Annotated in this window: 17 protein-coding genes; all 17 read right to left on the bottom strand. The window is 71.9% G+C overall.

The features are described 5' to 3' along the window. Positions 1 to 1,484 (bottom strand): flotillin family protein (locus tag D1J51_RS17175; RefSeq protein ID WP_240423421.1); only part of this gene is annotated, 1,484 nt, incomplete at its 3' end. An 11-nt stretch (positions 1,485 to 1,495) separates the two neighbouring features. After that, positions 1,496 to 2,077 (bottom strand): hypothetical protein, encoded by a 582-nt coding sequence (locus tag D1J51_RS17170; protein ID WP_119077173.1) that lies wholly within the window; start codon positions 2,075 to 2,077, stop codon positions 1,496 to 1,498. A 66-nt stretch (positions 2,078 to 2,143) separates the two neighbouring features. Next, positions 2,144 to 4,693 carry an ABC transporter ATP-binding protein/permease gene (locus tag D1J51_RS17165; RefSeq protein ID WP_119077171.1) on the bottom strand — a complete coding sequence of 850 codons (2,550 nt, stop codon included), beginning with the start codon at positions 4,691 to 4,693 and terminating at the stop codon, positions 2,144 to 2,146. Then, entirely contained in the window at positions 4,690 to 5,694 is a 1,005-nt protein-coding gene (locus tag D1J51_RS17160; RefSeq protein WP_240423422.1) for an ABC transporter permease, read from the bottom strand. Before D1J51_RS17160 ends, D1J51_RS17165 begins: the two co-directional genes overlap by 4 nt. A 177-nt stretch (positions 5,695 to 5,871) precedes the next feature. Beyond that, positions 5,872 to 7,452 carry an ABC transporter substrate-binding protein gene (locus D1J51_RS17155; RefSeq protein WP_240423419.1) on the bottom strand — a complete coding sequence of 527 codons (1,581 nt, stop codon included), beginning with the start codon at positions 7,450 to 7,452 and terminating at the stop codon, positions 5,872 to 5,874. A gap of 336 nt (positions 7,453 to 7,788) precedes the next feature. Beyond that, positions 7,789 to 8,937, bottom strand: a complete 1,149-nt coding sequence (locus D1J51_RS17150) for an amidohydrolase family protein (protein WP_119077168.1) — start codon at positions 8,935 to 8,937, stop codon at positions 7,789 to 7,791. 29 nt (positions 8,938 to 8,966) lie between these two features. Next, positions 8,967 to 10,181 carry a galactokinase gene (gene galK / locus D1J51_RS17145; RefSeq protein WP_119077166.1) on the bottom strand — a complete coding sequence of 405 codons (1,215 nt, stop codon included), beginning with the start codon at positions 10,179 to 10,181 and terminating at the stop codon, positions 8,967 to 8,969. Next, entirely contained in the window at positions 10,178 to 11,323 is a 1,146-nt protein-coding gene (gene galT / locus D1J51_RS17140) for a galactose-1-phosphate uridylyltransferase (RefSeq protein ID WP_119077176.1), read from the bottom strand. Before galT ends, galK begins: the two co-directional genes overlap by 4 nt. Next, the gene (locus tag D1J51_RS17135; protein ID WP_371414100.1) at positions 11,320 to 12,270 is read right to left on the bottom strand and encodes an aldose 1-epimerase family protein; all 951 of its coding nucleotides are present in this window, start codon (positions 12,268 to 12,270) and stop codon (positions 11,320 to 11,322) included. The genes galT and D1J51_RS17135 overlap by 4 nt, the downstream gene beginning before the upstream one ends. A 20-nt stretch (positions 12,271 to 12,290) precedes the next feature. Then, positions 12,291 to 13,802, bottom strand: a complete 1,512-nt coding sequence (gene araA, locus D1J51_RS17130; RefSeq protein WP_119077163.1) for an L-arabinose isomerase — start codon at positions 13,800 to 13,802, stop codon at positions 12,291 to 12,293. A gap of 83 nt (positions 13,803 to 13,885) precedes the next feature. Further along, positions 13,886 to 15,484, bottom strand: a complete 1,599-nt coding sequence (locus D1J51_RS17125) for an FGGY-family carbohydrate kinase (RefSeq protein WP_119077161.1) — start codon at positions 15,482 to 15,484, stop codon at positions 13,886 to 13,888. Beyond that, positions 15,471 to 16,166, bottom strand: a complete 696-nt coding sequence (locus tag D1J51_RS17120; RefSeq protein WP_371414099.1) for an L-ribulose-5-phosphate 4-epimerase — start codon at positions 16,164 to 16,166, stop codon at positions 15,471 to 15,473. The genes D1J51_RS17125 and D1J51_RS17120 overlap by 14 nt, the downstream gene beginning before the upstream one ends. Positions 16,167 to 16,319: 153 nt before the next feature. After that, a complete protein-coding gene (locus tag D1J51_RS17115) occupies positions 16,320 to 17,321 on the bottom strand; it encodes a LacI family DNA-binding transcriptional regulator (RefSeq protein WP_119077159.1) in 1,002 nt (333 codons plus the stop codon). A gap of 58 nt (positions 17,322 to 17,379) precedes the next feature. Continuing rightward, on the bottom strand, positions 17,380 to 20,097 hold the full coding sequence (locus D1J51_RS17110; protein ID WP_119077174.1) for a beta-L-arabinofuranosidase domain-containing protein: 2,718 nt from the start codon (positions 20,095 to 20,097) through the stop codon (positions 17,380 to 17,382). A gap of 27 nt (positions 20,098 to 20,124) precedes the next feature. Continuing rightward, positions 20,125 to 22,302: an alpha-galactosidase gene (locus tag D1J51_RS17105; protein ID WP_119077158.1), complete on the bottom strand. Its 2,178-nt coding sequence runs from the start codon at positions 22,300 to 22,302 to the stop codon at positions 20,125 to 20,127. Next, positions 22,289 to 23,728, bottom strand: a complete 1,440-nt coding sequence (locus D1J51_RS17100) for an aminopeptidase P family protein (protein ID WP_119077157.1) — start codon at positions 23,726 to 23,728, stop codon at positions 22,289 to 22,291. The genes D1J51_RS17105 and D1J51_RS17100 overlap by 14 nt, the downstream gene beginning before the upstream one ends. Then, positions 23,725 to 25,044, bottom strand: coding sequence for an alpha/beta fold hydrolase (locus tag D1J51_RS17095; RefSeq protein ID WP_119077156.1), 1,320 nt, complete (start codon positions 25,042 to 25,044; stop codon positions 23,725 to 23,727). The genes D1J51_RS17100 and D1J51_RS17095 overlap by 4 nt, the downstream gene beginning before the upstream one ends. Positions 25,045 to 25,194 lie beyond the last annotated feature (150 nt).

Genomic DNA, 25,194 nt, shown 5'->3' with positions numbered 1-25,194 from the left:
GAGTCCCGGTGGCCGCCGGCCGCCGGCCGGCCCTCGGCGACCGATCGCGACTCGCCGCCCCCGTGGTCGCCCGTGGCGCGCCCCGCGGCTGCTCCGGCGGCGGCGCCCGCCGCGCCGCCGGTCACCACGCCGTTGAGCATGCCGACGAGGTCGACGCCCACGGTCTCGCGCGCCATCTCGAGCAGGCCCTTGATGTTGCCCATCGCCTCACCGGCGACCTTCGAGGTGCCGTCGGCCGAGACCACCGTCATGTTGTCGATGGCGCCGATCGCCTGCGCGTACTCGCCGGCGATCTCCGGCAGCAGCTGGATGAGCTCCTGCGCCAGCACCGCCTGCGACTGCGTCTCGAGCGCGCGGGCGCGGGCGTCGATCGCCGTGGCCTCCGCCGTGCCCTTCGCCTCCAGCGCTGCGGCCTCGGCGCGGCCCTCGGCCTCGAGCGCCTCGGCTGCGGCGATACGGGCGGCGCGGTTCGCGAGGCCCTCGCGCTCGATCGCCTTGGCTCGGCCCTCCGCGGCCGAGACGGCCGCCGCGGCCTCCGCCTTCGCCAGAGCCTCGACCCGGTATGCCTCGGCCTCGGCGACGGCGCGCACGTCGGCGTTCAGCTTCTCCGTGCGCAGCGCCACCTCCTTCTGCGCGGTGATCTGCTGCTGCTCGACGATGGCCTGCTGCTGGATCGCCTGCTCGAGCGGCTCGGCGGCCGACGCCTGCGCGGTGGCCTTGTCGGTCTCGACCTGCACGGCAGACTGGCGCAGCTTCAGCTCTCGGTTGCGATCGACCAGCACCTGCTCGGCTGCGATCTTCGCCTCCTGCGAGGCTTGGTAGGCGTTGGTCTCGGCGATGTCGGCGGCCTGGCGCACCTTCGCGGCCTCGGGCCGTCCGATGTTCGCGATGTAGTCGGCGCCGTCGCGGATCTCCTGGATCTGCAGCGTGTCGACCACGAGGCCCTGCTTGGTCAGCGCCTCCTCGGCGGCCTCGAGCACGCTCTGCGCGACGACGGCGCGATCCCGGATGATCTGCAGCACCGTCAGGCCGCCGATGATGGAGCGCAGCGAACCCGAGAGCACCTCCTGAGTCGACTCGTCGATCTCGTCGGAGTTCGAGAGGAAGCGCTGGGCGGCGGCGCGGATCATCTCCTGCGTGCCGCCGACCTTGACCACGGCGACGGCCTGCGCCTGGATGGTGATGCCGTCGGTGGTCTGCGCCTCGGTGGTGATGGAGAGCCGGCGCGAGCGAAGCGAGATGGTGAACGACTTCTGCACGAAGGGCAGCACGAAGACGCCGCCGCCGGTGACCACCTTCTGGCCCGAGAGATCGCGCGTCTTCTGACCCGACGGGTCGACGACCTCCTTGCCCTTGCCGCCCGTGACGATGATCGCCTCGTCGGGTTTGGCGATGCGGTAGCGCTTGATGATGACGAGCGCGACGAGCACCAGCGCGATGACCGCGCCGAAGATGCCGACGATCGCCGGGCTTGCGAGGAACATTCAGTCTCCGTTCATTCGGATGCGGGATTGGGTTCGGGATCGCGCTGCGCGGCGGTCTCGATCGGTTCGACGCGCACCGAGGTCGAGGTGATGACCTGCACCACGCGCACGGAGGCCCCGCGAGCGATCGGCACCTCCGCTGCGGCGGCAAGCGAGAGGCGCTCGCCGTGGCGGGTGACGGCGACCTCGCCCAGCCCGCCCGCGGGGATCGCGAGCACGACGGCGCCCCGCGAGCCCACCAGGTCGTCGCCGCTGACGGCCGTGGTCGACTCCGCGCTGCGGATGAGCCGCGACAGCCACCATGCCGCCGCGCCGCCGAGCAGGCCCGCGAGGGCGCCCACGACCGCGGCAGCCGGGGTCGCCATGCCGGCCCCCACGCTCGCGAACGAGGTGAAGCCGAAGATCGCCGTGAAGGCCGCGATCGTCGTGAGGCTCAGCGGCCCGTCGCCGAAATCGAAAGCGTCGAAGATGCCGTCGAGCAGCAGCGAGATGAGCAGCAGCACGCCGCCCACGATGCCGATGACGAGGAAGATGCCGCCGGCGAGCAGCGAGCCGTCGAGCAGGCGCTCGATCCAGTTCACGATGCCGACCATGGCCTCCCCCTCCCGCGCGATCGCCTACAGCGAGGGTACCAAGGGCCACCGACGCGCGCGCAAGCGCTACAGCCGGGGCACCGCCTCGAGCAGCTCGCGGCCGTAGGCCGTGCGCGGGCCGGTGAAGAACGCGGACCCGCCGGCCTCGACCACCTCGCCCGCGCGCATCACGAGCACCGCGTCGCAGAGCTCGTGCACCACCGCGAGGTCGTGCGACACGAACACCAGCGTCACCCCCAGATCCCGCCGCAACCCCCGCAGCAGCTCGATGATGCTCGCCTGCACCGAGACGTCGAGCGCGCTGGTCGGCTCGTCGGCCACGATCACGCGCGGCTCGACGGCGAGCGCCCGCGCGAGCGCGATCCGCTGCCGCTGACCGCCCGACAACCGGTGGGGGTGCGCGCTCGCGAGCGCCGGATCGAGGCGCACGAGCTCGAGCAGCTCCCCGATCCGGGCGCGCACCCGGTTCCGGGGCACGACACGGTGCCTGCGCAGCAGCTCGCCGAGCGTCTGGGCGACCGTCATGCGCGGGTCGAGCGAGGATGCGGGATCCTGCGGCACGAGCTGGATCCGGCGCGCCGTCTCGTGCGGGCGGCGGGCGGGGAGCTCCTCCCCGTCGAGCAGGATCGCGCCCGCCGTCGGCCGCAACTGGCCCACGACGGCGCGCGCGAGGGTGGTCTTGCCCGATCCGGACTCCCCCACGATGCCCAGAGCGCCCCTCACGTCCACCGAGAACGAGGCGCGCGCGACCGCGACGAAGTCGCCGTAGCGCACCTCCACGTCTCGGGCCTCGAGCAGGGGCGCGCTCGACGCCCCGGCCGGATCGGCGGCGGCCCCGCCGAGGGAGGGATCGAGTCGCGGGGGCCGGGCCGGCTGCTCCGCGCTCGCGGGGGACGCGATCGGATCGGGGGCGGGATCCGGCAGCCTCGGGACCGCCTCGAGCAGCGCCCGCGTGTAGCCGTCGCGCGGATCCCGAACCACCCGCCCGACCGGCCCCGATTCGACTTCCCGCCCCTCGCGCAGCACCAGCACGCGGTCGCACATCGACGCCACCACTGCGAGGTCGTGGCTCACGAACACGAGCGTGAGCCCGCGGTCGCGCCGCAGTCCGTCGAGCAGCTCGAGCACGCGGCGCTGCACCGTCACGTCGAGCGCCGTGGTCGGCTCGTCGCACAGCAGCACCGCGGGATCGCCGGCGAGCGCCACCGCGATCACCACCCGCTGCCGCTGACCGCCCGAAAGCTGGTGGGGGTACGATCGGGCGATGCGCTCGGCGTCGGGCAGCCCCACCTGCCGCAGCAGCTCGAGCGCCCGCGAGCGAGCGGCCGGCCGTGCCCCGCCGGCGGCCTCGACGGCCTCGCGCAGCTGAGCACCCACCCGGGTGAGCGGGTCGAGCGCCGTGAGAGGGTCTTGGAACACCATGCCGACCGAGCCGCCGATCGCGATCTCGCCGACCGCCCGGGCACCCGCGGGCATCATGCCGAGCAGCGCCCGCAGGGTGAGGCTCTTGCCCGAGCCCGACTCCCCGACGATGCCGAGCGCCTCGCCGGGCGCCACCTCGAAGCCGAGGCCGTCGACGAGGGGCGACCCCGCCCCGTCACCCACCGCCCCGTCATCCACCGCCTCGACGCGCAGGCCGCGAACCCGCACCTGCCCGGGGCGCGCCCCGCCCGGCCGAGACGGCCCCGGTGGCCGCGATCGGCGCGCGGAACGACCGCTCCCGTCATCTCGGCCGGGGTGCGGGTCGGGCGAAGCGCTCCCGGGGCGGGAGCGACGACGGGAGCGCCGCGGCCCCTCGCCGCCGACCCGCAGCGCGTCTCCGACCCCGTCGCCCAGCAGAGACAGCGCGAGCCCGGTCAGCACGACCGCGAGCCCCGGGAACGCCGCGAGCCACCACTGCGTCGTGAGGAACGGCTGGGCGTCGGCGATCATGGTGCCCCAGTCGGGCGTGGGCGGCTGGATGCCGAGCCCCAGATACCCGAGCGTCACGATCGCCACCATGATCAGCACGATCTCGGTGGCGAGCAGCACGATCGCCTGGGGCAGCACGCCCGGCAGCAGGTGCCGCAGCAGCACTCGCGCGTGGGAGAGTCCGCCGCCGCGCGCCGCCTGCACCCATCCGGCCTCGCGCAGCGCGGCGGTCATGGCCCGCAGCACGCGCGCGTACCCCACCCAGCCGACCAGCGCGAACGCGAGGACGATGCCGCCCTCTCCGGCGCCCACCGCGAACACGATGGCGATGACGATCACGTAGAACGGAAACGCGATGACCGTGTCGGTGACGCGCGACGCCGTCCAGTCGACGGCGCCGCCGAAGTAGCCCGAGACGAGGCCGACCGTGACGCCGATCACGAACGGGAGCACGGAGGCGAGGATCGCGATGCGCAGATCGGTGCGGGCCGCGAAGAGCATGCGCGAGAGCACGTCGCGGCCCAGCTGGTCGGTTCCGAGCCAGTGCTCGGGAGAGGGAGGGAGGAGCCCGCCCGTGAGATTCTGCGCACTCGGCGAGTACGGAGCGAGCACGGGGGCGAGGATCGCGGACGCGACGATGAGGGAGAGCAGGATCGCGCCGGCCGCGAAGGCGGGCGAGCGCAGGGCGCGGCGCCAGAAGGTCATCGGGTTCCTCCCGCGACGGCCGGATCGGCGCCGGGGGTCGCGGCCGGCTGCGCGTCGCCGACCCGCAGCCGCGGGTCCAGCAGCGCCGCGAGCATCCCCGCCAGCGTCGTGACGAGCACCACCAGCACGGCGCAGTACAGCGCCACCCCCTGCACGACGGGGAAGTCGCGGCTGCCGATCGACTGGAACAGCAGCGTGCCGAGGCCGCCGATCCCGAACACCTTCTCCACCACCAGCGTGCCGCCGATGAGGTACGCCGTGTTGACGCTCAGCAGCGTGAGCGTGGGAAGGGCCGCTCCGCGCACCACGTGCCGCCACAGTATGCGCCGCTCGGGGATGCGCGCGGCCCGCAGCGTCGTCACGAAGTCGGCCGACAGCACCTCGAGCAGCTGGGCCCGCAGCGAGCGGATCAGCGGCGGCGCCATGCCGAGCGCCACGGCCAGGGACGGCAGCGCCAGGCTGCGCAGCGGCTCGCCGGGCCCCGATCCCACACCGCCGACGGGCAGCCAGCGCAGCTGCACCGCGAACACGATGATGAGCAGCAGGCCGATCCAGAACAGCGGCACGCCCATGCCGACGGTGGGCAGGATCCGCACGACGTGGTCGATCCAGCCGTCCTTGCGCAGCGCGGCGGCGAGCGCGAGCGGCACCGCGATGCACACCGCCAGCAGTACGGCGAAGGCGACGATGCCGAGGCTCACGGGCGCCTTCGCGAGGATCAGCTCGCGCGTCGACTGGCCCGTCACGAGGGAGTCGCCCGTATCGAATCGCGTGACGAGCTGCCCGAGGAAGTCGGTGAACTGCCGCCAGAGCGGCTGGTCGAGCCCGAGCCGCCCGCGGAGCGCGGCGACGGACTCGGGGGTGGCGCGCTCGCCGAGGATCATCGCTGCGGGGTCTCCCGGCACCATGCGCAGCAGGAAGAACACGGCGACCACGACGCCGAGCATCACCGGGACGACGCGGCCGAGGATCCGGCCCGCTGCCCGCGCTGCTCTCCTCATCACGAGTTCACCCTACTTGCGCCCCGGCGCTCCGGGGCGCGGCGGCCCAGCCGCGACCCCGCCACGGCCCCGGCGCGACCCCGCCACGACCCCGCCACGATTCGGGAGTCCCCCGGTTCGAGTCCCCCGCTCGAGTCCCCCGCTCGAGGCGTCGAGCCTCGTCGAGCACCGATCCGCCTACGCTCCGCCGTCGGTCAGCCAGACGTCCTGGAAGCGCACGCTCGAGTTGGGCAGCACGGTGAAGCCCTGCACCCGGTCGGTGGTGGCCTTCAGATTGGAGGGGAAGAACAGCGGGATGTAGGGCACCTGATCCGCGAGGATCTGCTGGATATCTCCGTAGATCTTCTCGCGCTCGGGGCCGTTCGGCGTGGATCGGCCCTCGTACATCAGCGCCGTGACGCGGTCGTCGGTGAAACTGGTCCAGTACGACTTGCTGAAGCCCTTGGGGTCGGCCTGGAAGGTGATGAAGCCGTTGGGGTCGGGCGCGTCGGACTGCCCGCCGTTGAGCATGAAGTCGTAGTCGTAGGCGAAGAAGCGCTCGCGGAACACGGCGATGTCGAGCGCCTCGATCTTCACCTCGATGCCGATCTCCGCGAGCGACTCCTGCACGATCTGGGCGATCTGGGCGCGCTGCGCGTCGCCGCTCGCGATGAGCAGCGTCGTCGTGAAACCGTCGGGGTACCCGGATGCGGCCAGCTCGGCCTTCGCGGCCTCGACGTCGAAGCCGAGCGCCTCGACGGTGTCGTTCGCCGAGTAGGCGATGCTCGGCGGCAACAGGGCGTTCGCGACCTCGGCCGTGCCGAAGGTGGTGGCCGCCGCGATGCCCTTTCGGTCGAGGGCCAGCGCGATGGCGCGACGCACCCGCGGGTCGGCGAACTCCTTGCGCTGCGTATTGAAGAACACCTGCTCGGTCGACCAGCCCTCGGTCTGCGACAGCACCGTGTTCGCCGCGGAGTCGACCTCGGCCGCGTTGGCCGCCGGAACCGTGTCGACGGCGTCGAGCTGGCCGGCGGCGAGCTGCTGCCGCAGCTGCGTGTCGTCGGCGACGAACTTGTAGACGAGGCCGTCGAGGTAGGGTTTTCCCTCCTGCCAGTAGTACTCGTTCTTGACGAAGGAGATGTCGCCGTTGGGGTCCCACTCGTCGACGACGAACGGGCCGGTGCCGACGGGGTTCTGGAAGAACTCCTGCTCGGTGACGCCGCCGAAGTCGGCGGGGAAGATGCCGTTGGAGAAACCCGACAGCTCCGACAGGAAGGGCGTGTAGGGCTCGGTGAGCGTGATGGTGACCTCGCGCTCCCCGGTGGCCTCGATGCTGCCGATGGGCGCGGTGAGTGGCAGCGGGCCTCCCACCTCGAGGTGGCGGTTCAGAGAGAACACCACGTCGTCCGGGGTGACCGCGTCGCCGTTCGAGAACCGCAGCCCCTTGCGCAGCGTGAACGTGTAGACCAGGCCGTCGCCGCTCTCCTCGTACTCGGCGAGCCAGGGCTTGATCTCGCCGCGCTCGTCGAAGGCGACGAGCGGCTCGAAGATCTTGTCGATCGCAAAGGCGTTGTTGGCCGTGATCTGCTGGTTGAGGTCGAGATTGTTGACCGCGGCCACGCGGCCGAAGGTGAGGGTGCCGCCGGGGACCGGTTCTCCCGGAGCGGCCTGCGGACCGGGATCGCCGCCTCCACCGACGCAGCCGCTGAGCACGAGGGCCGCGGAGAGCGCGGCGGCGAGGGCGAGGCGGCGGAGCCGCGGGGCTGATGTGTGTCTCACGATCGGGTTTCCTTCGTCGCTCGAGGGCGCGTGTGGTCTAGCTCTATACGGTAACCAATGGTCCTTCCATGGACCACTTCGATCGCCCTCCGTTGAACCACCCTCGCCGCCCGCCCCGGCCTGTCCGTCGACCCCCTGCCCCTCTCGGCCCGGAGCTCGGGTCGCTTCTCGTGTGCGCCGCCTCCCCGATCCGTGTGCGCCTTTTGGGCACTTCGTCACCTCTGAAGCGCCCAAAAGGCGCACACGGATTGCGGGGCGGGGCGAGCGGGGGGCGAGCGGGGCGGCGGGCGGGGCGGGGCAGCGGGGCGGGGCGGCAGGCCTCGGCGGGCGAAGCACTCAGGGACGGGGCGCGGGATCGATCCGGCGCCCGCCGAGGATCACAGCGACGACGGATTCCGGATCGCTCAGCGCACCGGGCTCCCGCGGGTCGCGGCGCAGGATCACGGCGTCGGCGATCCCGCCCTCGGCGATGATCCCGGCGGGCGCCTCCTCGGCGCCGCCGACCCGAGCCAGCAGTCGCGCCCCCGCACTCGTCGCCGCGATGAGCGCCTCCCCCGGCGCGAGCCCCGCCTCGACCAGCGCGTCGAACTCGAGCCGTCCCGTGCCGTGCTGCTCCACCGTGCCGTAGTCGGTGCCCAGCGCGATCGGGAGCCCCGCGTCTCGGGCTCGCAGCACTGCGCGCGGGTGCTCCGCGACCGCCTCGTCGACGCGGGCGCGAAACGCGACCGGCAGCGCTCCCGCGTCGATCATGCGCCGCACGAGACGGTAGATGCGGAGGGTCGGCACGAGGGTCATGCCGCGCTCGGCGGCGCGGCGGGCCTGCGCGTCGGTCATGAAGATGCCGTGCTCGATGCTCAGCGCGCCGGCCGCGACGGCGTCGTCGATCGCGGCGCCGCCCCACGCGTGCACCATCACGCCGGCGCCCTCCCGATCCGCCCGCCGCACGGCGTCGCGCTGCTCCGCGGCCGTGAACACCGGATCCAGCCCCGTTCCCGCCGGGGCCGCGACCCCCGCCGTCGCGACGAGCTTCACCCACCGCGCGCCCGCCTCCAGCGCCCCCTCGACCGCGCGGTCCAGGCCGCCCTCGGCGTCGGCCGTGGCGCGGTCGATCATCCGCACCGAGAGCTGAGCGCGGGGCCGCTCCGGCGTCGGCACCCCGGCGAGCAGCCCGGGCTCGAGCCCGCCCGCGTCGCGCACACTCGTGAAGCCCGATACGAGCGTGCGGCGCAGCCCGTCCGCCACCAGCCGGCGGGTGCGTTCCTCTCCGAGGCGCACACGGTCCTCCGCGTCGAACGCCTGCCAGGCCGCGTGCAGGTGGGCGTCGACGAGCCCGGGGATCATCCACAGCCCGGATCCGTCGAGATCCCCCTCGCGCGGTTCTCCCCCGAGCGCGAAGCGGCCTCCGGCCCAGCTCACCCGTCGAGGCGCACCGAATCCGCCTCGCTCGTCGAGGATCCGGATGCTCGCGCTCGCCCCATGACCCATGCCCTCAACCTAGCCCAGGGCCGCACGGATCACCTCTCGCGCCGCGCCCCTGCACTCGCCCGTGCCGCGAAGAACTCCGGCGGGCGGAAGCCCTCAGCCGCGAAAGCTCGCCGCACCTCCGACTCGACGCGCTCGGCGCTGTCGCGCGGCACGAGAGCGATCGATGCCCCTCCGAAGCCGCCTCCGGTCATTCGCGCACCGAGCGCGCCGGTCTCGCACGCGGTCGCGACGGCGAGATCGAGCTCGGGCACCGATATCTCGAAATCGTCGCGCATAGAGCGGTGCGACTCGGTGAGCAGCGGGCCGATCTCGGCGACCCGGCCCTCCCGGAGCGCGGTCGCCATGCTCCGCACGCGCCGGTTTTCGGTGACGACGTGCCGCACTCGCCGATGGGTGACCTCGTCGAGCACCTGCGACGCGCGAACGAGGTCCCCGGCCTCGAGATCGCGCAGCGCCGGTACGCCGAGCGCTGCGGCTCCGCGCTCGCAGGCCGCTCGCCGCTCGCCGTAACCTCCGTTGACGTGCGCGTGGCGCACGCGCGTGTCGATAACGAGCAGTTGCAGGTCGGCGGACTCCAGGCTCAGCGGAATCGGTTCGACCGATAGCGTGCGGCAGTCGATGAGCACCGCGCTCCCGGCCACTCCGAACATCGACACCAGCTGATCCATGATGCCCGTCGGCGCTCCGACCGCCTCGTTCTCGCTTCGCCGGCAGGCGCGAGCGAGCTGCACTCCGTCGAGCATCAGCCCCCAGGTCTCCCTGAGCGCCATCGCGATCGCGGTCTGGATCGCCGTGGACGAAGACAGCCCGGCCCCGATCGGCACGTCGGATGCGAGGGCGATATCGACGCCCGTCACGCCCGCTGTCGCACCCGGCCGCGCACCGGCAGCGTCGAGCAGCGCCCATGCAACTCCGACCGGGTATCGCGCCCAACGGGGAAGCGCACTCGAGCGCCAGTCGAATCGCGGTACGAGGTCGGCGAGCGGCACCTCGCTCCACAGGCCGTCGATGGTCGATGCCACGCGGATCAGGCCGTCGCCGCGCGGGCTCACGGCTGCCGCCGCGCGCCGCTGGGCAGCGATCGGCAGCACGAACCCGTCGTTGTAGTCGGTGTGCTCGCCGATGAGGTTGACGCGTCCCGGGCCGGACCAGACCCCGTCGGGCTCGCGCCCGAGGGAGCTGCGGAACAGTTCTGCGGCCTCGCCCACCGGCCCGTCGGGGTGGCCGCCGATCGCGCCCGTCATGCGAGCCGCTCCGGCACGGTCGCGAGCGCCTCGCGCAGCTGCTCCGCGATCCGCTCGGGCGCGATGTCGGCGATCCATGCCCCCATCGCCGCCTCCGATCCCGCGAGATGCTTCAGCCTGTCCGCGCCCCGCCTGGGGCTCGTGAGCTCGAGTCTCAGACCGACCCGGTCCCGATCCCGATGCACCGGCGCCTGATGCCACGCGGCGATATACGGGGTGGGTGTGTCGTACAGCGCGTCGACGCCTCGCAGCAGACGAAGGTAGAGGGGAGCGAGCTCTGCCTTCTGATCGTCCGAGAGCGCAGCGAGATCGGCGACCCTGCGGTGCGGCATGAGGTGCACCTCGATCGGCCAGCGCGCAGCGTACGGCACGAAGGCGCTCCAGTGATCGCCCTCGAGCAGCAGGCGAGGCGACTGCCGCTCGAAGTCGAGCACGCGGTCGAGCAGGTCGTCGCCCTCACGGTCGAGCGAGGCCAGCAGCCGCTCGGTTCGCGGAGTCACGTAGGGATAGCCGTAGATCTGCCCGTGCGGGTGCGGCAGCGTCACCCCGATCTCGACCCCGCGGTTCTCGAAGACGAAAACCTGCTCGATCCCGGGCAGCGCCGAGAGCTGCGCCGTGCGATCCGCCCACGCCTCGATCACGGTGCGCGCGCGGGCGGGTGAGAGCGTGCCGAATGAGCCGGCGAACTCCGGGCTGAAGCACACGACCTCGCACCGTCCGCCCGCGACGGCGCTGCGGCCAAGCCCTGTACTGGCCTGCGCGCCCGCCTCGGCCAAGGGCAGAGCCGGGCCGAACGCCGGCGATCGGTTCTCGAACACCGCGACGTCGTACATCGCGGGCACCTCCGACGGGTTGCGCGAAGTCTGGGGCGCGAGCGGATCGAACTCCGGCGGGGGAAGATGCGCGCGGTTCTGCCTGGCGTCGGCGACGGATATCCAATCGCCGGTGAGCACATCGCGGCGCATCCGCGCGGTCTCCGGACGCGGGTCGAGCAGACGGGCGTCGAACGCGCGCTCGGAAGGCAGGGTGCTCCCCGGATCGTCGTAGTAGAAGAGCTCGCGCCCGTCGCCCAGCCGCGAGACCCGCCTGGTCACGCCGCCGCCGATGAACTCCGGCGCGGACGCCCCGCTCGCGCCGCTCATCGGATCGCCCCGATCCACCAGCTCACGACGATGGTCTCCCCGGGTTCGATGCTCCGCAGACCCGTGTCGAAGGGGTAGCGCGACGCGTTGAAGGCGTCGGGTGCGCAAGTCATCGGCTCTACGGCGAGGCCGAGCCGGGTATTCGGATCGTGCGGAAGATCGGCGGTGTGCACCTGCACCCAGGGGCACGCCCGATCCCACCGCACCTCGGCGCCTCGCCCGTCCGCGCCGGTGAGGCGCACGACCGCGTCGCCCGCATCGTCGCGCTCGAGCCCTGTGAAGGCGTGGTCGAGCCGGGTGCCGCCGATGCGGCGGGCCCGCCTGAAGTCGAAGCGCGCGGCTGCGGCGCCGCTCACCTCCGAGAGCGTTCTCGGCTCGAGGCGATCCTCGCCGACCTCGAGCACCCGCGCGGCGGGAAGCTCGAGGGTCCACTCGTCGAGGACGCCTCGGGGAGCAACGAGGTAGGGATGGGGACCGGTGCCCCACGGTGCGGGATCGGCGCTCAGGTTCGTGCCGCGCACCGTCTGCCTGATCCCGCGCCCCTCCAGCTCGAACTCCGTCTCGACGCGCACGCGCCAGGGGTAGCCGTCTCTCGGGGCGATCTCGGTCGCGAGAGCCAGACGCCGCGACGACGGCTCGGACACCTCGTCGAACTCCTGCCAGGCGACCAGCCCGTGGAGCGCGTGGCCGCGGCCGACCTCGGTTATGGGCAGTTGGTGGTCCCGATCGCGATACCGATACCGCCCGTCGACCACCCGGTTGGGCCACGGCGCGAGCAGCGCACCGCGAAAGGCGGGGCGCGCCTCGTCGGCCGCGAACGGCACGATCAAGTCTCGACCGTCCACCGCGAGCGATCGCAGCGAAGCGCCGACCCCGGCGATCTCCGCGGTCGCCCCGTTCGCGCGCAGCGTGTAAGCGGTGCCAGAGGCCGGCCGTGCCTCCACTATCCGCCCCGCTGCAGCCCCGCTCACCGTTCGGCCGCGAATCGGTAGGCCAGCGCGTTCCACCGCAGCTCATGCTCGAATGCGCGCACGGTGGTACCGGGACCGATCTCCAGCAGTTCGACGCCCGTCATAGCGGCGAAATCCCGGAACACCTCGATGCCGAGTTGCGTCGTCATCACGGTGTGGTGCGCCGCGCCCGCCGTCAGCCAGCACGCCGCGGAGGTGTGGAAGTCGGGCAGCGGCTTCCAGACCGCGTGACCCACCGGGAGCTTCGGCAGCGGCGGCGCCTGCACGTTCTCGACGGTGTTGGCGACGAGGCGGAAACGCTCGCGCATGTCGCTCATCGAGACGACGACGGCGGGACCGGGATCCGCGGCGAACACCAGACGCACGGGATCCTCGCGCCCCCCGATGCCGAGCGGGTGGATCTCGAGCCGCGGCCGCTGCGAGGTGATCGACGGCGCGACCTCGAGCATGTGGGCGCCGAGGATCTTCTCGTCTCCCGGAACCAGGTCGTACGTGTAGTCCTCCATCAGGGTGGCCCCGCCCGGGAGGCCCTCACCCATGCGGTGGGCGATGCGCACGAGCATCGCCGTCTTCCAGTCGCCTTCAGCGCCGAAGCCGTAGCCCTCGGCCATGAGCCGCTGCACGCCGAGCCCGGGCAGCTGCCGCAGGGCGCCCAGATCCTCGAAGCTCGTCGTGAACGCTCCGAAGCCGCCCGCCTCGAGAAATCCGCGCAGCCCTAGCTCGATGGCGGCGCCGTCGCGCAGCGCGGAGTGGCGCTCCCCGCCCCGGCGCAGCTGGGGCGCTACCTCGTAGAGCTCCTCGTACTCCTCGACGAGCGCGTCGATCTCGCCCGAGCCCGCCTCGGCGACGCGCGCCGCGAGTTCGGTGACGCCCCAGCTGTTCACCTGCACGCCGAAGCGGATCTCGGCCTCCGTCTTGTCGCCCTCCGTCACGGCGACGTGTCGCATGTTGTCGCCGAACCGCGCGATCCGCAGTCCCTGCGCGGCCCTGCGCCCCGCCGCGGCCCTCTGCCACGTCTCGATCTCTTCGATGACGCGCGGCTCGGAGACGTGTCCGACGACCGTCTTGCGCGGGACCCCCAGGCGGCTCTGGATGTAGCCGAACTCGCGGTCGCCGTGAGCGGCCTGGTTGAGGTTCATGAAGTCGAAGTCGATCTCTGACCACGGCGCCTCGACGTGCGCCTGGGTGTGGAGGTGCAGCAGGGGGACGTCGAGCGCCTCGAGCCCCGCGATCCACATCTTCGCCGGGCTGAAGGTGTGCATCCAGGCGATGAGCCCGATCACGCGATCGTCTGCGTTCGCCTCGAGCGCCAGTCGGCGGATGCCCTCGCCACTGGCGATCACCGGTTTCCACACCACACGGATCGGCAGAGGGGAGAGGGCTGCGGCGACCTGTCGCGACTGCTCGGCCACCTGCCGTAGCGTCTCGGCGCCGTAGAGCTCCTGGCTGCCGGTGACGAACCAGACCTCGTACGCATCGAACTGCTCGGCGACGACGGGACGGGACATGGGTGCTCCTGATCTGACTGGCGGGGCGCTGGCCCCGACGGCTGCTGCGGTACGGTGAGGGCGATGTGGATCGCCGGACGCCGTCACGGCACCGCCTCGATCGCGGCGCAGGCCACCGGCAGCGCCGACACGGTGCGCTCGAGCGCACGGGCGTAACCGGAGACCGCAGCGGGATCCGGAAGCACTCTGCGGCTGGCGACCCCGCACAGCACCTCTTCTTCGAGGTAGCGGCCGAGCGGGCGGCCGCGCCCCTCGAGCAGATACGACGCGAGCACCGCCATGCCCCACGCGCCGCCCTCGGGCGCGGTGCTCGGCACCACGACCTCCGCGTCGAGCGCCGCGGCGAGCACGCGCTCGGCGGTGTGGGGGGTGCGGAACAGGCCGCCGTGCGCGGTGATGCGATCGACGGCGATCCCCTCCCCCGCCAGCGCCCGCATGCCGACCGCGAGTGCCGCGAACACGGCGTTGAGCTGCGCTCGGGCGGCGTTGGCGAGGGTCGGCTCAGCGTCGGACGGACGCACGGTGAGCGGCCGGCCTTCGCTCAGGCCGAGTACCGGTTCTCCCGCCAGCAGGTTCAGCGCAAGGCATCCATCCGCGTCGGCATCGGCTTGCATCGCCTCGCCGAGCAGGATCTCGAAGACCCGATCGGGGCCGATGGGGTGGCCGGCGGCCTCCGCGAACCTGATGAACTGAGCGGCCCACTTCCCGAGCTCCGCCGCACCGTTGTTGCAGTGCACCATCGCGACGTCGACGCCGTCGGGCGTCGCGACGAGATCGATCTCGGTGCGCACGCGGGCCGGGCGTCGTTCAAGAACGACCATGGCGAAGACGCTCGTGCCGACGCTGACGTTGCCCGTGCGGGGGGTGACGGCCCCCGTCGCCACCATTCCGGTGCCCGCGTCGCCCTCGGGAGGGCAGCACGGCGCTCCCGCCTGCAACCGGCCCACCGGATCGAGCCACGCCGCTCCGGCATCCGTGAGCGCGCCGGCGTGCTGTCCCGCCAGGAGGATGCGCGGCAGTACCTCGGAGATCCGCGTGCGATGGCCCTGTTCCGCAGCGAAGACGTCGAACGCGTCGAGGCACCCGCGATCGTATTCAGCCTCCCCGGACTGCAGGGGGAACACTCCGGAGGCGTCGCCGATGCCGAGCACGTGCTCTCCCGTGAGCTCGGCGTGCACATACCCTGCGAGGGTCGTGAGACGAGCTACGTCGACCACGTGCGGCTCCTCGTCGAGCATCGCCTGGGCGAAGTGCGCGACCGACCACCGCAGCGGCACGTTGACGCCGAAGCGCTCGGTGAGGGCGGTCGCCGCCCGGGCGGTGCCGGTGTTCCTCCAGGTGCGGAACGGGGTCAGCAGCGTGCCGTGCCGGTCGAAGGCGAGGTAGCCGTGCATCATCGCTGAGACACCGATCGCGGCGAAGCGCGTCGGCGCGGCCCCCGTCCGCGCCTCCACGTCGGCGATGAGGGCCGCGTACGCCGCGCGGGCGCCCAAGCGCACGTCGTCGAGCGCATACGACCACCGCCCGTCGACGAGCCGGTTCTCCCACTCGCAGGATCCGGTCCCGATGACCGCGCCCGATGCGTCGACGAGGCAGGCCTTGATGCGCGTGGAGCCGAACTCGATGCCGAGCCGCGCTTCACCCGCCAGCACGGTCGCGCGCGCGCGCTCAGCGGCGCTCATCGTCGGCCTGCCCGTAGACCTTCTGGTAGCGATCGTAGAGTCGGTCGATCAACTCCGCGGGAAGCGGTTGCACGGGACCCATCTGCTTCGCCGCGTGAACGGAGCGCGCGACGTCCTCGACCATCACCGCAGCCTTGACGGCATCTCTCGCCGAGACGCCGATCGTGAACGGTCCGTGGCCGCGCATGAGCACGGCCCGCGAGCGGTGGCCGCGCAGCGTCTCGACGATCCCCTGCCCGATCGAGTCGTCGCCGATGACCGCGAGGGGGCCGACGGGGACCGGGCCGCCGAACTCGTCCGCCATAGCCGTGATGGCGCAGGGGATCTCCTCGCCGCGAGCAGCCCAGGCCACGGCGTACGTCGAGTGGGTGTGCGCCACTCCGCCGACGTCGGGCATGTTGCGGTACACATAGGCGTGGGCCGCGGTGTCGCTCGATGGGGCCCGCTCGCTTCCAGGCGCGCCCGGCACCGGCCGTCCGTCGAGGTCGCAGAGCACGAGGTGCTCGGGCCGCAGGTCGTCGTAGGAGACCCCGGAGGGCTTGATGACGAATCGGTCGGTTCCGGGCACACGGCCCGACACGTTTCCGCCCGTCCATACCACCAGCCCGGCGCGCACGAGCTCGTCGTGCAACCGCGCCACCTCGGCGCGCGTCTCGGCGACCGCCGTATCATTCCCCGTCACGAACCCTCCATCGGTGTCCTTGCGCCGAATCGGCGATACCATAATGTTACCGGTAACAAGTTTGCCTGTCGAGTCGATGACACGCTGGCTCGCGATCCTCGCGCCGCAATTCGCGAGGGGTGCGCGATCGCGAGGCGGCGCTGCTCGCGCGGGCTAAGCCCGTGCGCTCGACGCGCGAGCGACCAGCTGCGGCGGCTCGAGGTCGCACGCGGCGCCGGCGCCGGTGACCTCGGCGAGGCATCGACGCGCCTCGCCCGCGATGTCGATCCGCACCGTGCTCAGCGCGGGAACCAGGAACGGGGCGTCCGGGATGTCGTCGAACCCGGTGACGCTGACGTCGCGCGGCACCTGGACTCCGCGCGCGCGGAGACCCGAGATCAAGCCGAGCGCGGTCTGATCGTTCGGCGCCACGAGCGCGGTGGGTCCGTCAGGCGCGGCAATCGCGTCCGCGATCTCGTCTGCCAGGGCCGCGCCGGCAGTCGCGGACCAATCGCCCTGCCACAAGGCGTTCGCCGTCAGCCCGTGCCGCTCAAGCGCCGCCTCGACCCCCTCTCGACGAGCGATCGCCTCGAGCCACTCCCCCGGGCCCGAGATGAGGCCGATGCGGCGGTGCCCCAGCGCCACCAGGTGGTCGACCGCGAGGCCGGCGCCCAGCACCTGCGACTCCCGGCCCGAGCCGTCGTGCATCGCCCGCACCGGCACGTCGTACCCGGCGGAGCGCAACATCGCCATCGTCCCTGCGTGGGCGGCGGTGACGATCAACCCGTCGACGCCCTGCGCAAGCAGATGGTCCGCCGCCTCGCGCACCGAGTCGGTGTCGGCCGTGTCGGCGTACGCGGTCGCTATCCAGCGACCCGACTCCCGCGCTGCTGCCGCGAGCGCGACGATGCCGGCTCCGGGCCCGTACAGAGACGGGTCGCCCGAGATGATGCCGATCGTACGGGTCGATCGCGTGCCCAGCGCCCGTGCGGCGTTGTTCACGCGATAGTCGAGCTGCATCATCGCGACGCGCACGCGCTCGCGAGTCTCCGGCCGGATGCCCGCGTGCTCGTTGATCACCCGCGACACCGTCTGCGTCGAGACTCCGGCGAGACGGGCGACGTCGCGCACGCCGGCACGCCGCTGCGTGTGACCGGTACGCGCTCCGTCGCTCATCCTGCCTCCTCATCGTTCAGCGTACTCGGTGCACCGGGCGACGGTCGCTCCGGCACCCTCAGTCGCGAACGGACGGAAGCACCAGTCGGCGGCGCGCGCTCTCGTTGCCGGCACGATCCGACGCTGCGAACTCGATCACCTGCTCCTCCTCCGTGAGGGCTCTCACGAACGCCTCCTGGAACGTGGCCCAGAAGGTCCCCGGGCCCTGCCATTGGATGCTTTCGACGCCTGAGACTGCATCCTCGGCGTGCAGCGTGATCTCGACGCTCGACCCCAGACGTTTCACGGAGGCGTGCGCCTCGGGGGCCTCGGTGTCGATCGCGAACTCCCGGCTCGCATGCCCCTCGAGCCCCGCGGCGTCACGAACCCGCGCGCGAACGACGTGCAGCCCCTGATCCGCAAGGTGGAACGGGCCCGTGTAGGGCTGCCACGCGCCGGCGTCGATCCGCACTTCGCACGCCTCTGGCGCCCGCGCGTCCTCCCCCTCCGAGTCCCCTGCGGCGGCGAGATCAAGTACCTGCAGCGATACCAGTGGGACGGCGGTGAACCAGCCCGACGCCGCGCCATCCGTCTCCGTTTCGATCGCGACGAACGGGGGAACGCGGCCGATCCGGTCAAACTCGGCGAGCGCCTCGACGCGGAAGTCGGCGCGGGCATGCGCGTCGGCCGGTCCGCCGAGATCCGCATCCAGCGCGGCATCCAGCACCCGCTCGAACTCGTCTCGGCTGAGGAGTCCTTCTCGCCGCACCGCGAGCGCCGTCTCCGCCACCCGAGCGAGCATCGCGCCACGCGAGGCGAACCCGCCGCCGCCCCACAGGGTGCTCAGAAAAGTCGACCCGTCGGGGCGAACCCGATTCGGCACGCCGCTCGGCACCCCGGCGAAGGCGATCTCCGCGTCGTGCCGACGCACGTACATGTGGTAGCGGCTGTCGGTGCCCGACCAGACGGGCTCGAACTCGACCCCGGCGATGCGCGCCGAGCCGCGTTCCGCGAGCTCGGCAGCGATCTCCTTCGCGTCACGGTCGAATCGCAGCGTGCCGTCGAGCGCGCGATGCGCGTCGAATGGAAAGCCGAGTGCCGTCGTGGCCTCCGATCGTGCAAGCAGCAGGTTCGGACCGACGCGCAGGGCTGCGAGGTCGGGATCGTCGACGGTCGGCTCGCACCGCACGGCGAACGCGTAGTCGACCTCGACCCGGTCACCCGCCGCCCACCGACGGGTGATCTCGATGAACGCGCCGGGAACCCCGTGATACTCCTCGGAGCCGACGCGGGCCACCGCCGTCGCCGCCGCCCACTCCGGCAGGCGCAGGCCGATGGTGCGTTCGGGGACCCCCTCCTCCGCGCGTTCGACGATGAGCACCGTCGCCCCGCCCGCGGGCAGGTCCGATGCCAGTCTCAGACCGAGCCCGCCCCGCTCCCAATCGATCTCCGAGGAGGTGGTGCGGGTGATCCACAGCGCCTGCTCGGATTCGAACGCGATCCCCTTCGCGTATCCGACGTGATTCTCGAGCCCGGTCCCGCCGCAGCAGGTTCCGACGTTGTCGTACTCGCGAAGGGCCCCCGGGTGCACGGGGAACATGTAGGTCACCTCGGGGCTCGTGTCTGATTCGACGTCGCGGCGGGAACCGAGGATGTGGTCATGCGCGGTCGCCTCCGCGTACTCCGCGTATTTCGGGTCGAGGGTATGAGCGAACAGCGCACGCGCGATCTTCAACATGTTGTAGCTCACACAGGTCTCGGCGTTTCGGTGGCCGATGTCGCCGGCCACCGTGTTCGGCGGGCCCCACAGCTCGTTCTCGCCGCTGCCCCCGTGCGCGTACGTGCGGCCGGGGACGATCTGATCCCAGAGCCCAACGACGGCGTCGAGCCTCGCCCGGTCCCCCGTCGCTTCGAAATCGCGGAGGTAGCCGAGCAGCTGCGGCAGATGCTGGTTCGCGTGCATGCCGGTGAGGATGTCCCGGCCCTCCGCGCCGGCCTCGAGCAGGTTGCGCTGATCGAAGAAGCGCGCCGTCTCGAGGAAGAGGGGCTCCGAGGTCACGACGCCGAGCCGCGCGAGCGTCTCGTTCATGCCTCCGAACTCCCCCGCGATGTAGAGTGCCCACATGCTCTGTCTCTGCTCCTCGTCGAGGGGGGCCAGGCGACCGTGCACCCAGTGAGCCATCCCCGTCACGAGCTCGAGCGCCTGCGCGTTGCCCACGAGTTCGTAGGCATCGAGCAGTCCGGCCATGATCTTGTGGCACGTGTAGTACGGCGCCCAGATCTCGCCGTAGGACGCGAAGGCTTCGAGACGGGAGAACTGCCACTCGCCGTACGCCGCGAGAAATCCCGGATGCGAGTACCGCCCGGTGGCCGCGAGCGCCGCCTGCACCTCGCCGAGGCCCGCGACCGTCTCTTCGACCTTCGCGCGCAGCTCCTCATCCCGCTGCGTAGCGCTCGCGAGCGAGAGCATCGACAGGAAGTGGCCCGCGTAGTGGCCGCGCAGCAGATTGGCGGTCTGCGCGCGCTCGCGCCCCGGATAGTCCCCCGGCCCCCAGGCCTCCTCATTGGGGTGCCCGAAGTCCTCCCAGGTGCCCGGCGGCCGCGCACCGAGCGTATCGAGTCCGGCATTGCGCCGGAAGACCGCGAGCAGGCGGTCGACTGGGTACACCCGCGCCAGGTGCAGCATCTGCGTCTCGGCGCGACGGAACACGGAGTCGGGGCCGAGGCGCACGCTTCCCACTGGAAGTTCGCGCGCGGCCGGCGGTGCGACGAGCGCGCGGTCCGGTACTGCGTTCATGAGCGGCTGCATCATCTGGAATTCTCCCTAGGGTTCGTCGGGGGCCGCCGGCACTGCGACGGCACGGATGAGAATGGCGTGCTCCGGGAGCTGCGGCGGCGCCTGCACACCGAAGCGGGCGAGCACCGCCCCCGGGAGCACGAGCCCGGTCTCCCACCACGGCGGCGGTCCGGGCTTCGACGGACCGAGTGCTGCACCGGGTCCGTCGATGGTCACCCGGTACCGCGCGCTCGGCATCAGGCCCGGGAGCCGCAGCGTCCCCATCGGATAGCTCAGTCCGGCGCGCAGCTGGGCCACCCTGTACACGGCCTCCTCACCGCCCGGACTCACGACTCCGCGCAGGGCGAGGGCCTCGTCCCCGGTGTCGCCGTGCACAACGCGCCCGCGATGGAACAGTTCGCGCGACGACCGGTAGTAGGCGATCCACTCCGCGAGTTCCTCCCGTTCGGCGTCGCTCGCTCGGGTGAGGTCCCACTCGACGCCGAAGTGGCCGAGCACCGCCGAGGCGGCGCGAAACGAGAGATCGTGCGTTCGGCCCGTCGTATGCGTGCGCGGAGCCCCGACGTGCGCACCGATCATCTCGGGCGGCAGGATCAGCGACGTGGCCGTGTCGATCGCAAGCCGTTCGAGCGCGTCGATCGTATCGGAGGCCCACAGCCGATCGGCGCGCTCCATGATGCCGAGATCGGCTCGGCCGCCTCCGCCCGCGCACGACTCGAACTCGATGTGCGGGTGCCGCAGCCGCAGGGCGTCCCAGAGACGGTACGCCGCGCGGGTCTGGCGGTGCACCGAAGCTCGGCCGTCGCCCGGGCTTCCCGCCTCGGAGAGGTCTCGGTTGTGGTCCCACTTCACGGCCGCGATGCCGGTCGAGGAGAGCACACGATCGATCGCGTCGAAGATGTGATCCCACGCGTCGGGATTGCCGAGGTCGAGCACCTGCTGCGATCTGGACGTTGCGGGGAGACGTCCGTCGCCGGGCTGCAGGATCCACTCGGGGTGCGCCCGCGCCACTTCCGAGTCGGGGCTCACCATCTCGGGCTCGAACCACAGCCCGAACTCCATCCCCAGCTCGGAGACGTGGTCGGCCAACGGCGAGAGACCCCGCGGCCACACATCGGGATCGACCGTCCAGTCGCCGAGCCCGGCCGCCGAGCTGCGCCGCCCGAGAAACCAGCCGTCGTCCAGCACGAACCGTTCGACGCCGATCCGAGCTGCCTCGTCCGCAAGAGCGCGCAGCCGGTCGAGGTCGTGATCGAAGTAGACCGCCTCCCAGACGTTGAGCGAGACGCGGCGCGGGGAGCGAGGATGCTCGGGCCGTTCACGCAGGTACCTGTGGAAGCGCTCGGCGAGCGCGTCGAGGCCGTCGCCGTAGCTCGCGTACACCCACGGCGTCGCGTACGCGGCCCGCGATTCGAGACGTACCTCGCCGGGCAGCAGCAGCTCCCCCGCCGCGAGCACGCGCTCGCCGCGCGGCTGCACCCGCTCGGCGCGCACGGACGTGTTGCCCGACCAGCCCAAGTGGATCCCCCACACCTCCCCACTCTCGAACCCGAAGCCAGGCACCCCGGCCGCGAGCAGCATCGTGCCGTCGTGGGCGCGGGCCTTGCGGCTCTCGCGCAGGTGCGCGCCCGCGCTGAACGGAGTGCGCTGTTCCTGCCGCTCGAGCAGATGACGCCCGGTATGGTCCAGGATCTCGTCTGCGATGCGGGGCACAGGAAGCGCGAGCCGCAGCGCGTCGAGGTCGAAAACGTCGCCGCCCTCGTTGCGCAGTTCCGCGCGGATGCGCAGCAGCCCGCAGACGTGCATGCGCAGTTCGAGCTCGAGCGCCAGCTCCGCATGCTCGTCCCGCGCGAGCCACCGGATCCATTCCTCGCCCGCGACCTCGCCGAAGCGCGTCTCGTGCACACCGAAACGCGTCGAGAACGCCCGCCCGGCGCGGTGGCCGCTCAGACCGGGCGCTCCGAACCATCCGCGGGATGCCTCGGGCACGAGCGACAGGAGCGGTTCGTCGTCGAGGGTGTCCGAGCCGAGAACGGTGCGCGAGGCACGGGAGAGCTCGGTGAGCCCGCGCTCGTCGAGCTCTCCCAGGTCGGCGCCCCAGTGCAGGATCTCCGGCAGCGCGTCGCCGCGCTGCCGGAGCACCACGCTGGCGCCCGCAGCCCGCAGGTGATGGAAACGCCCGGCGGGTCCGTCAGCTTCGGGCAAGGTGCTTCCTCGTCCAGGCCTCGATGCCCGCGGCGTCGATCGGCAGCGCGTCGGAGAGCACCTCGGATCCGCCGTCGGTAACGAGTACGTCGTCCTCGAGTCGGATCCCGACGCCGCGGAGCTCGGGCGGCACCGTCTTGTCGTTCGCGTGGAAGTACAACCCCGGCTCGACCGTCATCACGACGCCGGGCTCCAATGGAGCGCCCATGTAGTCCTCGTACTCAGCATGGCTGCAGTCGTGCACATCGAGACCGAGATGGTGCCCGATGCCGCAGGCGAGATACCGGCGGTGGTGCTGGCCCTGCGGGGAGAGCGCCTCGTCGACCGAGACGGGCAGCAGGCCCCAGTCGTGCAGGCCGTTGGCGATGACCTCCATCGCGGCGAAGTGAAAGTCGAGGTACTGCACGCCCGGGCGCACCTGGGCGAGCCCGGCCCGGTGCGCGCGCTCCACGAGATCGTGCACCGCGCGCTCGGGCGACGAGAAGGCTCCGTTCGCAGGCACGGTGCGGGTGACGTCCGCGGTGTAGAGGCTGCGCGCTTCCACCCCCATGTCCAGCAGAATCGCCGCGTCGGGCAGAATCGGGCCGTCGCAGCGCACCCAGTGCAGCACGGGCGCGTGCGCTCCGGATCCGACGATGGTCGAGTAACCGGGCCCGTTGCCGAACGTGCGGGCGTGACGGTCGAAGGTGCCCTGCAGCCAGCGTTCGCCGAGCCCCTGGGACACCGCGAGCGGCACCTCGGCCACGACTGCGGCGAACCCCGATACGGTGCGGTCCACCGCCTCCCGCAGCTGCGCGATTTCCCACGCATCCTTCACCATGCGCAGTCGCGAGAGCCGGCGCCCGAGCTCGGGATCGCGGGTCAGGCCCGCCCGTGAGACGAGATCGGCATCGACGGCGCCGGTCGCGACGCCCCCGCCGAGCGCGTGCAAGCCACCCTCGAGGTCCGCGAGGCCACGCACCTCGACGTCGAGTGCTTCGGCCCACTCGGAAAGACCGGGCGAGGGGCCGACCCAGAGCTCGCCGTGCGCGGCGTCGGCGAAGAACCCGGCGTCGCCGGGCCGGAACGGCGCGGGGAGGTACAGCGTCGCGGCGTGACCCGACGCGGCAGGAGTCATGACCAGCAGCGCGCCCTCGACCTGGCACCCCGTCAACCACACGAAGTCGCTGTCTGCGCGGAAGAGATACGCGCAGTCGTCATTGCGGGTGGGAGCGCGTCCCGCAGCGGCGACGATGATCTGCCCGGGAAACGCGTCGCTCAGGCGATCCCGATGCCTGCTCGCCGCCGCCGCCGTCCCCTCGAGGAGCGCCGGAGGAGTGGTAACAGCCTCCCATCCCTCCTCGATGAACGAGGTGAACGCCGGGATCGTGGCGAGTCTCGGGTAGCGGGTGCCCGCGTACGGGGGCCGCATCGTCGGATCGGTCATTGCTGCATCCCTCCGCTTCGGACGTCGCCGTGCATCTCACCACCGCGATCGCGGACGATCTCGCGGAGCCGCTCGAGCACCCGCGGCGTGCCGATGCCATCGTGCTCGAACTCGTTCGTGACCCAGGCCTGCGCATTGCCGACCCGGTGCAGCGTGTCGAGCTGCAGGTGCGCGTCGACGTACATGTCGTCGTAGTAGACGGCCGCCGCAAGCGGCGTCGTATTCCGAGCGAGCCGTTCGAAGTCGTACACCTCGCTCCAGGTCTCTCGCTGGGCGAGCGCTTCGACGGCCGGCGCGAAGCCGCGCAGCAGCCGCACCTGCTCGAACATCCACGGAAAGGCCATCTCGCCGGTGAACATGAGGGGGCGCTGCTGCTGCCCGAACTCCGGCCTGCGATCCCGCTCGCGCTGCGCGGCCCAGTTCAGCGGCCCGTTCGCGCCGTTCCCGTAGATGCTCTCCTGCAGAGTCCAGAAGAGCGGATTGGCAGCGCCGGAGCTGCGCTGCAGCACCCCTGCGAGAAACGTCTCCGAGAACCGTCCGGGCCGCACGAAGGCCTCGTCCACGAGCCAGTGCATGCGCTCGAAGCCGGGCTTCATGCCGAAGTCGATACCGAGCGACTGGAACCGCTCGACCGTCAGCAGGTCGCCATCGGGGAGTCGCACATCGCCCACCGCGATGCGGTCGGCGATGGCCGCCACCCGTTCGACGTCTTGCGGGAAGCGCCGGTAGAACTCCGCGGTCTTCTCGGCGACGCGATCGAACGTGCGCCGATACACCTCGTCGGCGCTCGGAGGTGTGCCGGGAATGCCGCCGCATACGAAGCTCGCGGCCACACCCTCCGGCGCGATGGACAGGTAGCTGAGCGTGAGCCAGCCGCCGTAGCTCTGCGCGAGCGTCGCCCACCTGCGGCCGCCGTACAGCGTGCGCCGCACGTGCTCGAGATCGCGCACGATCGAGTCCGCGCGGAAGCACGCGAGATAGTCGGCGCCGGCCCGTGCATCTCCGAGCCCGGCGATGACCTGCGCGTCGACCGGCGTGCTGCGACCGGTTCCGCGCTGGTCGACCAGCACGATACGGTAGTGCCGGAGCGCCTCGCCGAGCCAACCCGACGCGTCGACCGGCCGCGGGTTGGAGCCGCCCGGCCCTCCCTGCAGGAACGTCAGCAGAGGCAGCGCGTCGCCGTCGCGATCCGGATCGACCAGCTCCCTGACGAACACCGCGATACTCTGCCCGCCCCCATCCGTCTTGCCCCAATCGAGTGGCACCTCGACCGAACGTTCCCGTACCCGGATCCCGGGCAGTCCATACATGCTCATGAAGCTTCGTCCTCCTCTCGCTGCCGCTCGGCTGCACGACGACGTTCGTTCTCCCGCCTCGCCGCGTCCCACTCCGGCCGGATGCGCGGCACGGCCGACAGCAGGCGCTGTGTATAGGGTGAGTTCAACCGGTCGATGCAACACCGGGTC

Source organism: Leucobacter sp. wl10, assembly GCF_003569785.1.
Classification (GTDB): domain Bacteria; phylum Actinomycetota; class Actinomycetes; order Actinomycetales; family Microbacteriaceae; genus Leucobacter.
This window is presented reverse-complemented; position numbering and strand designations above follow the sequence as displayed.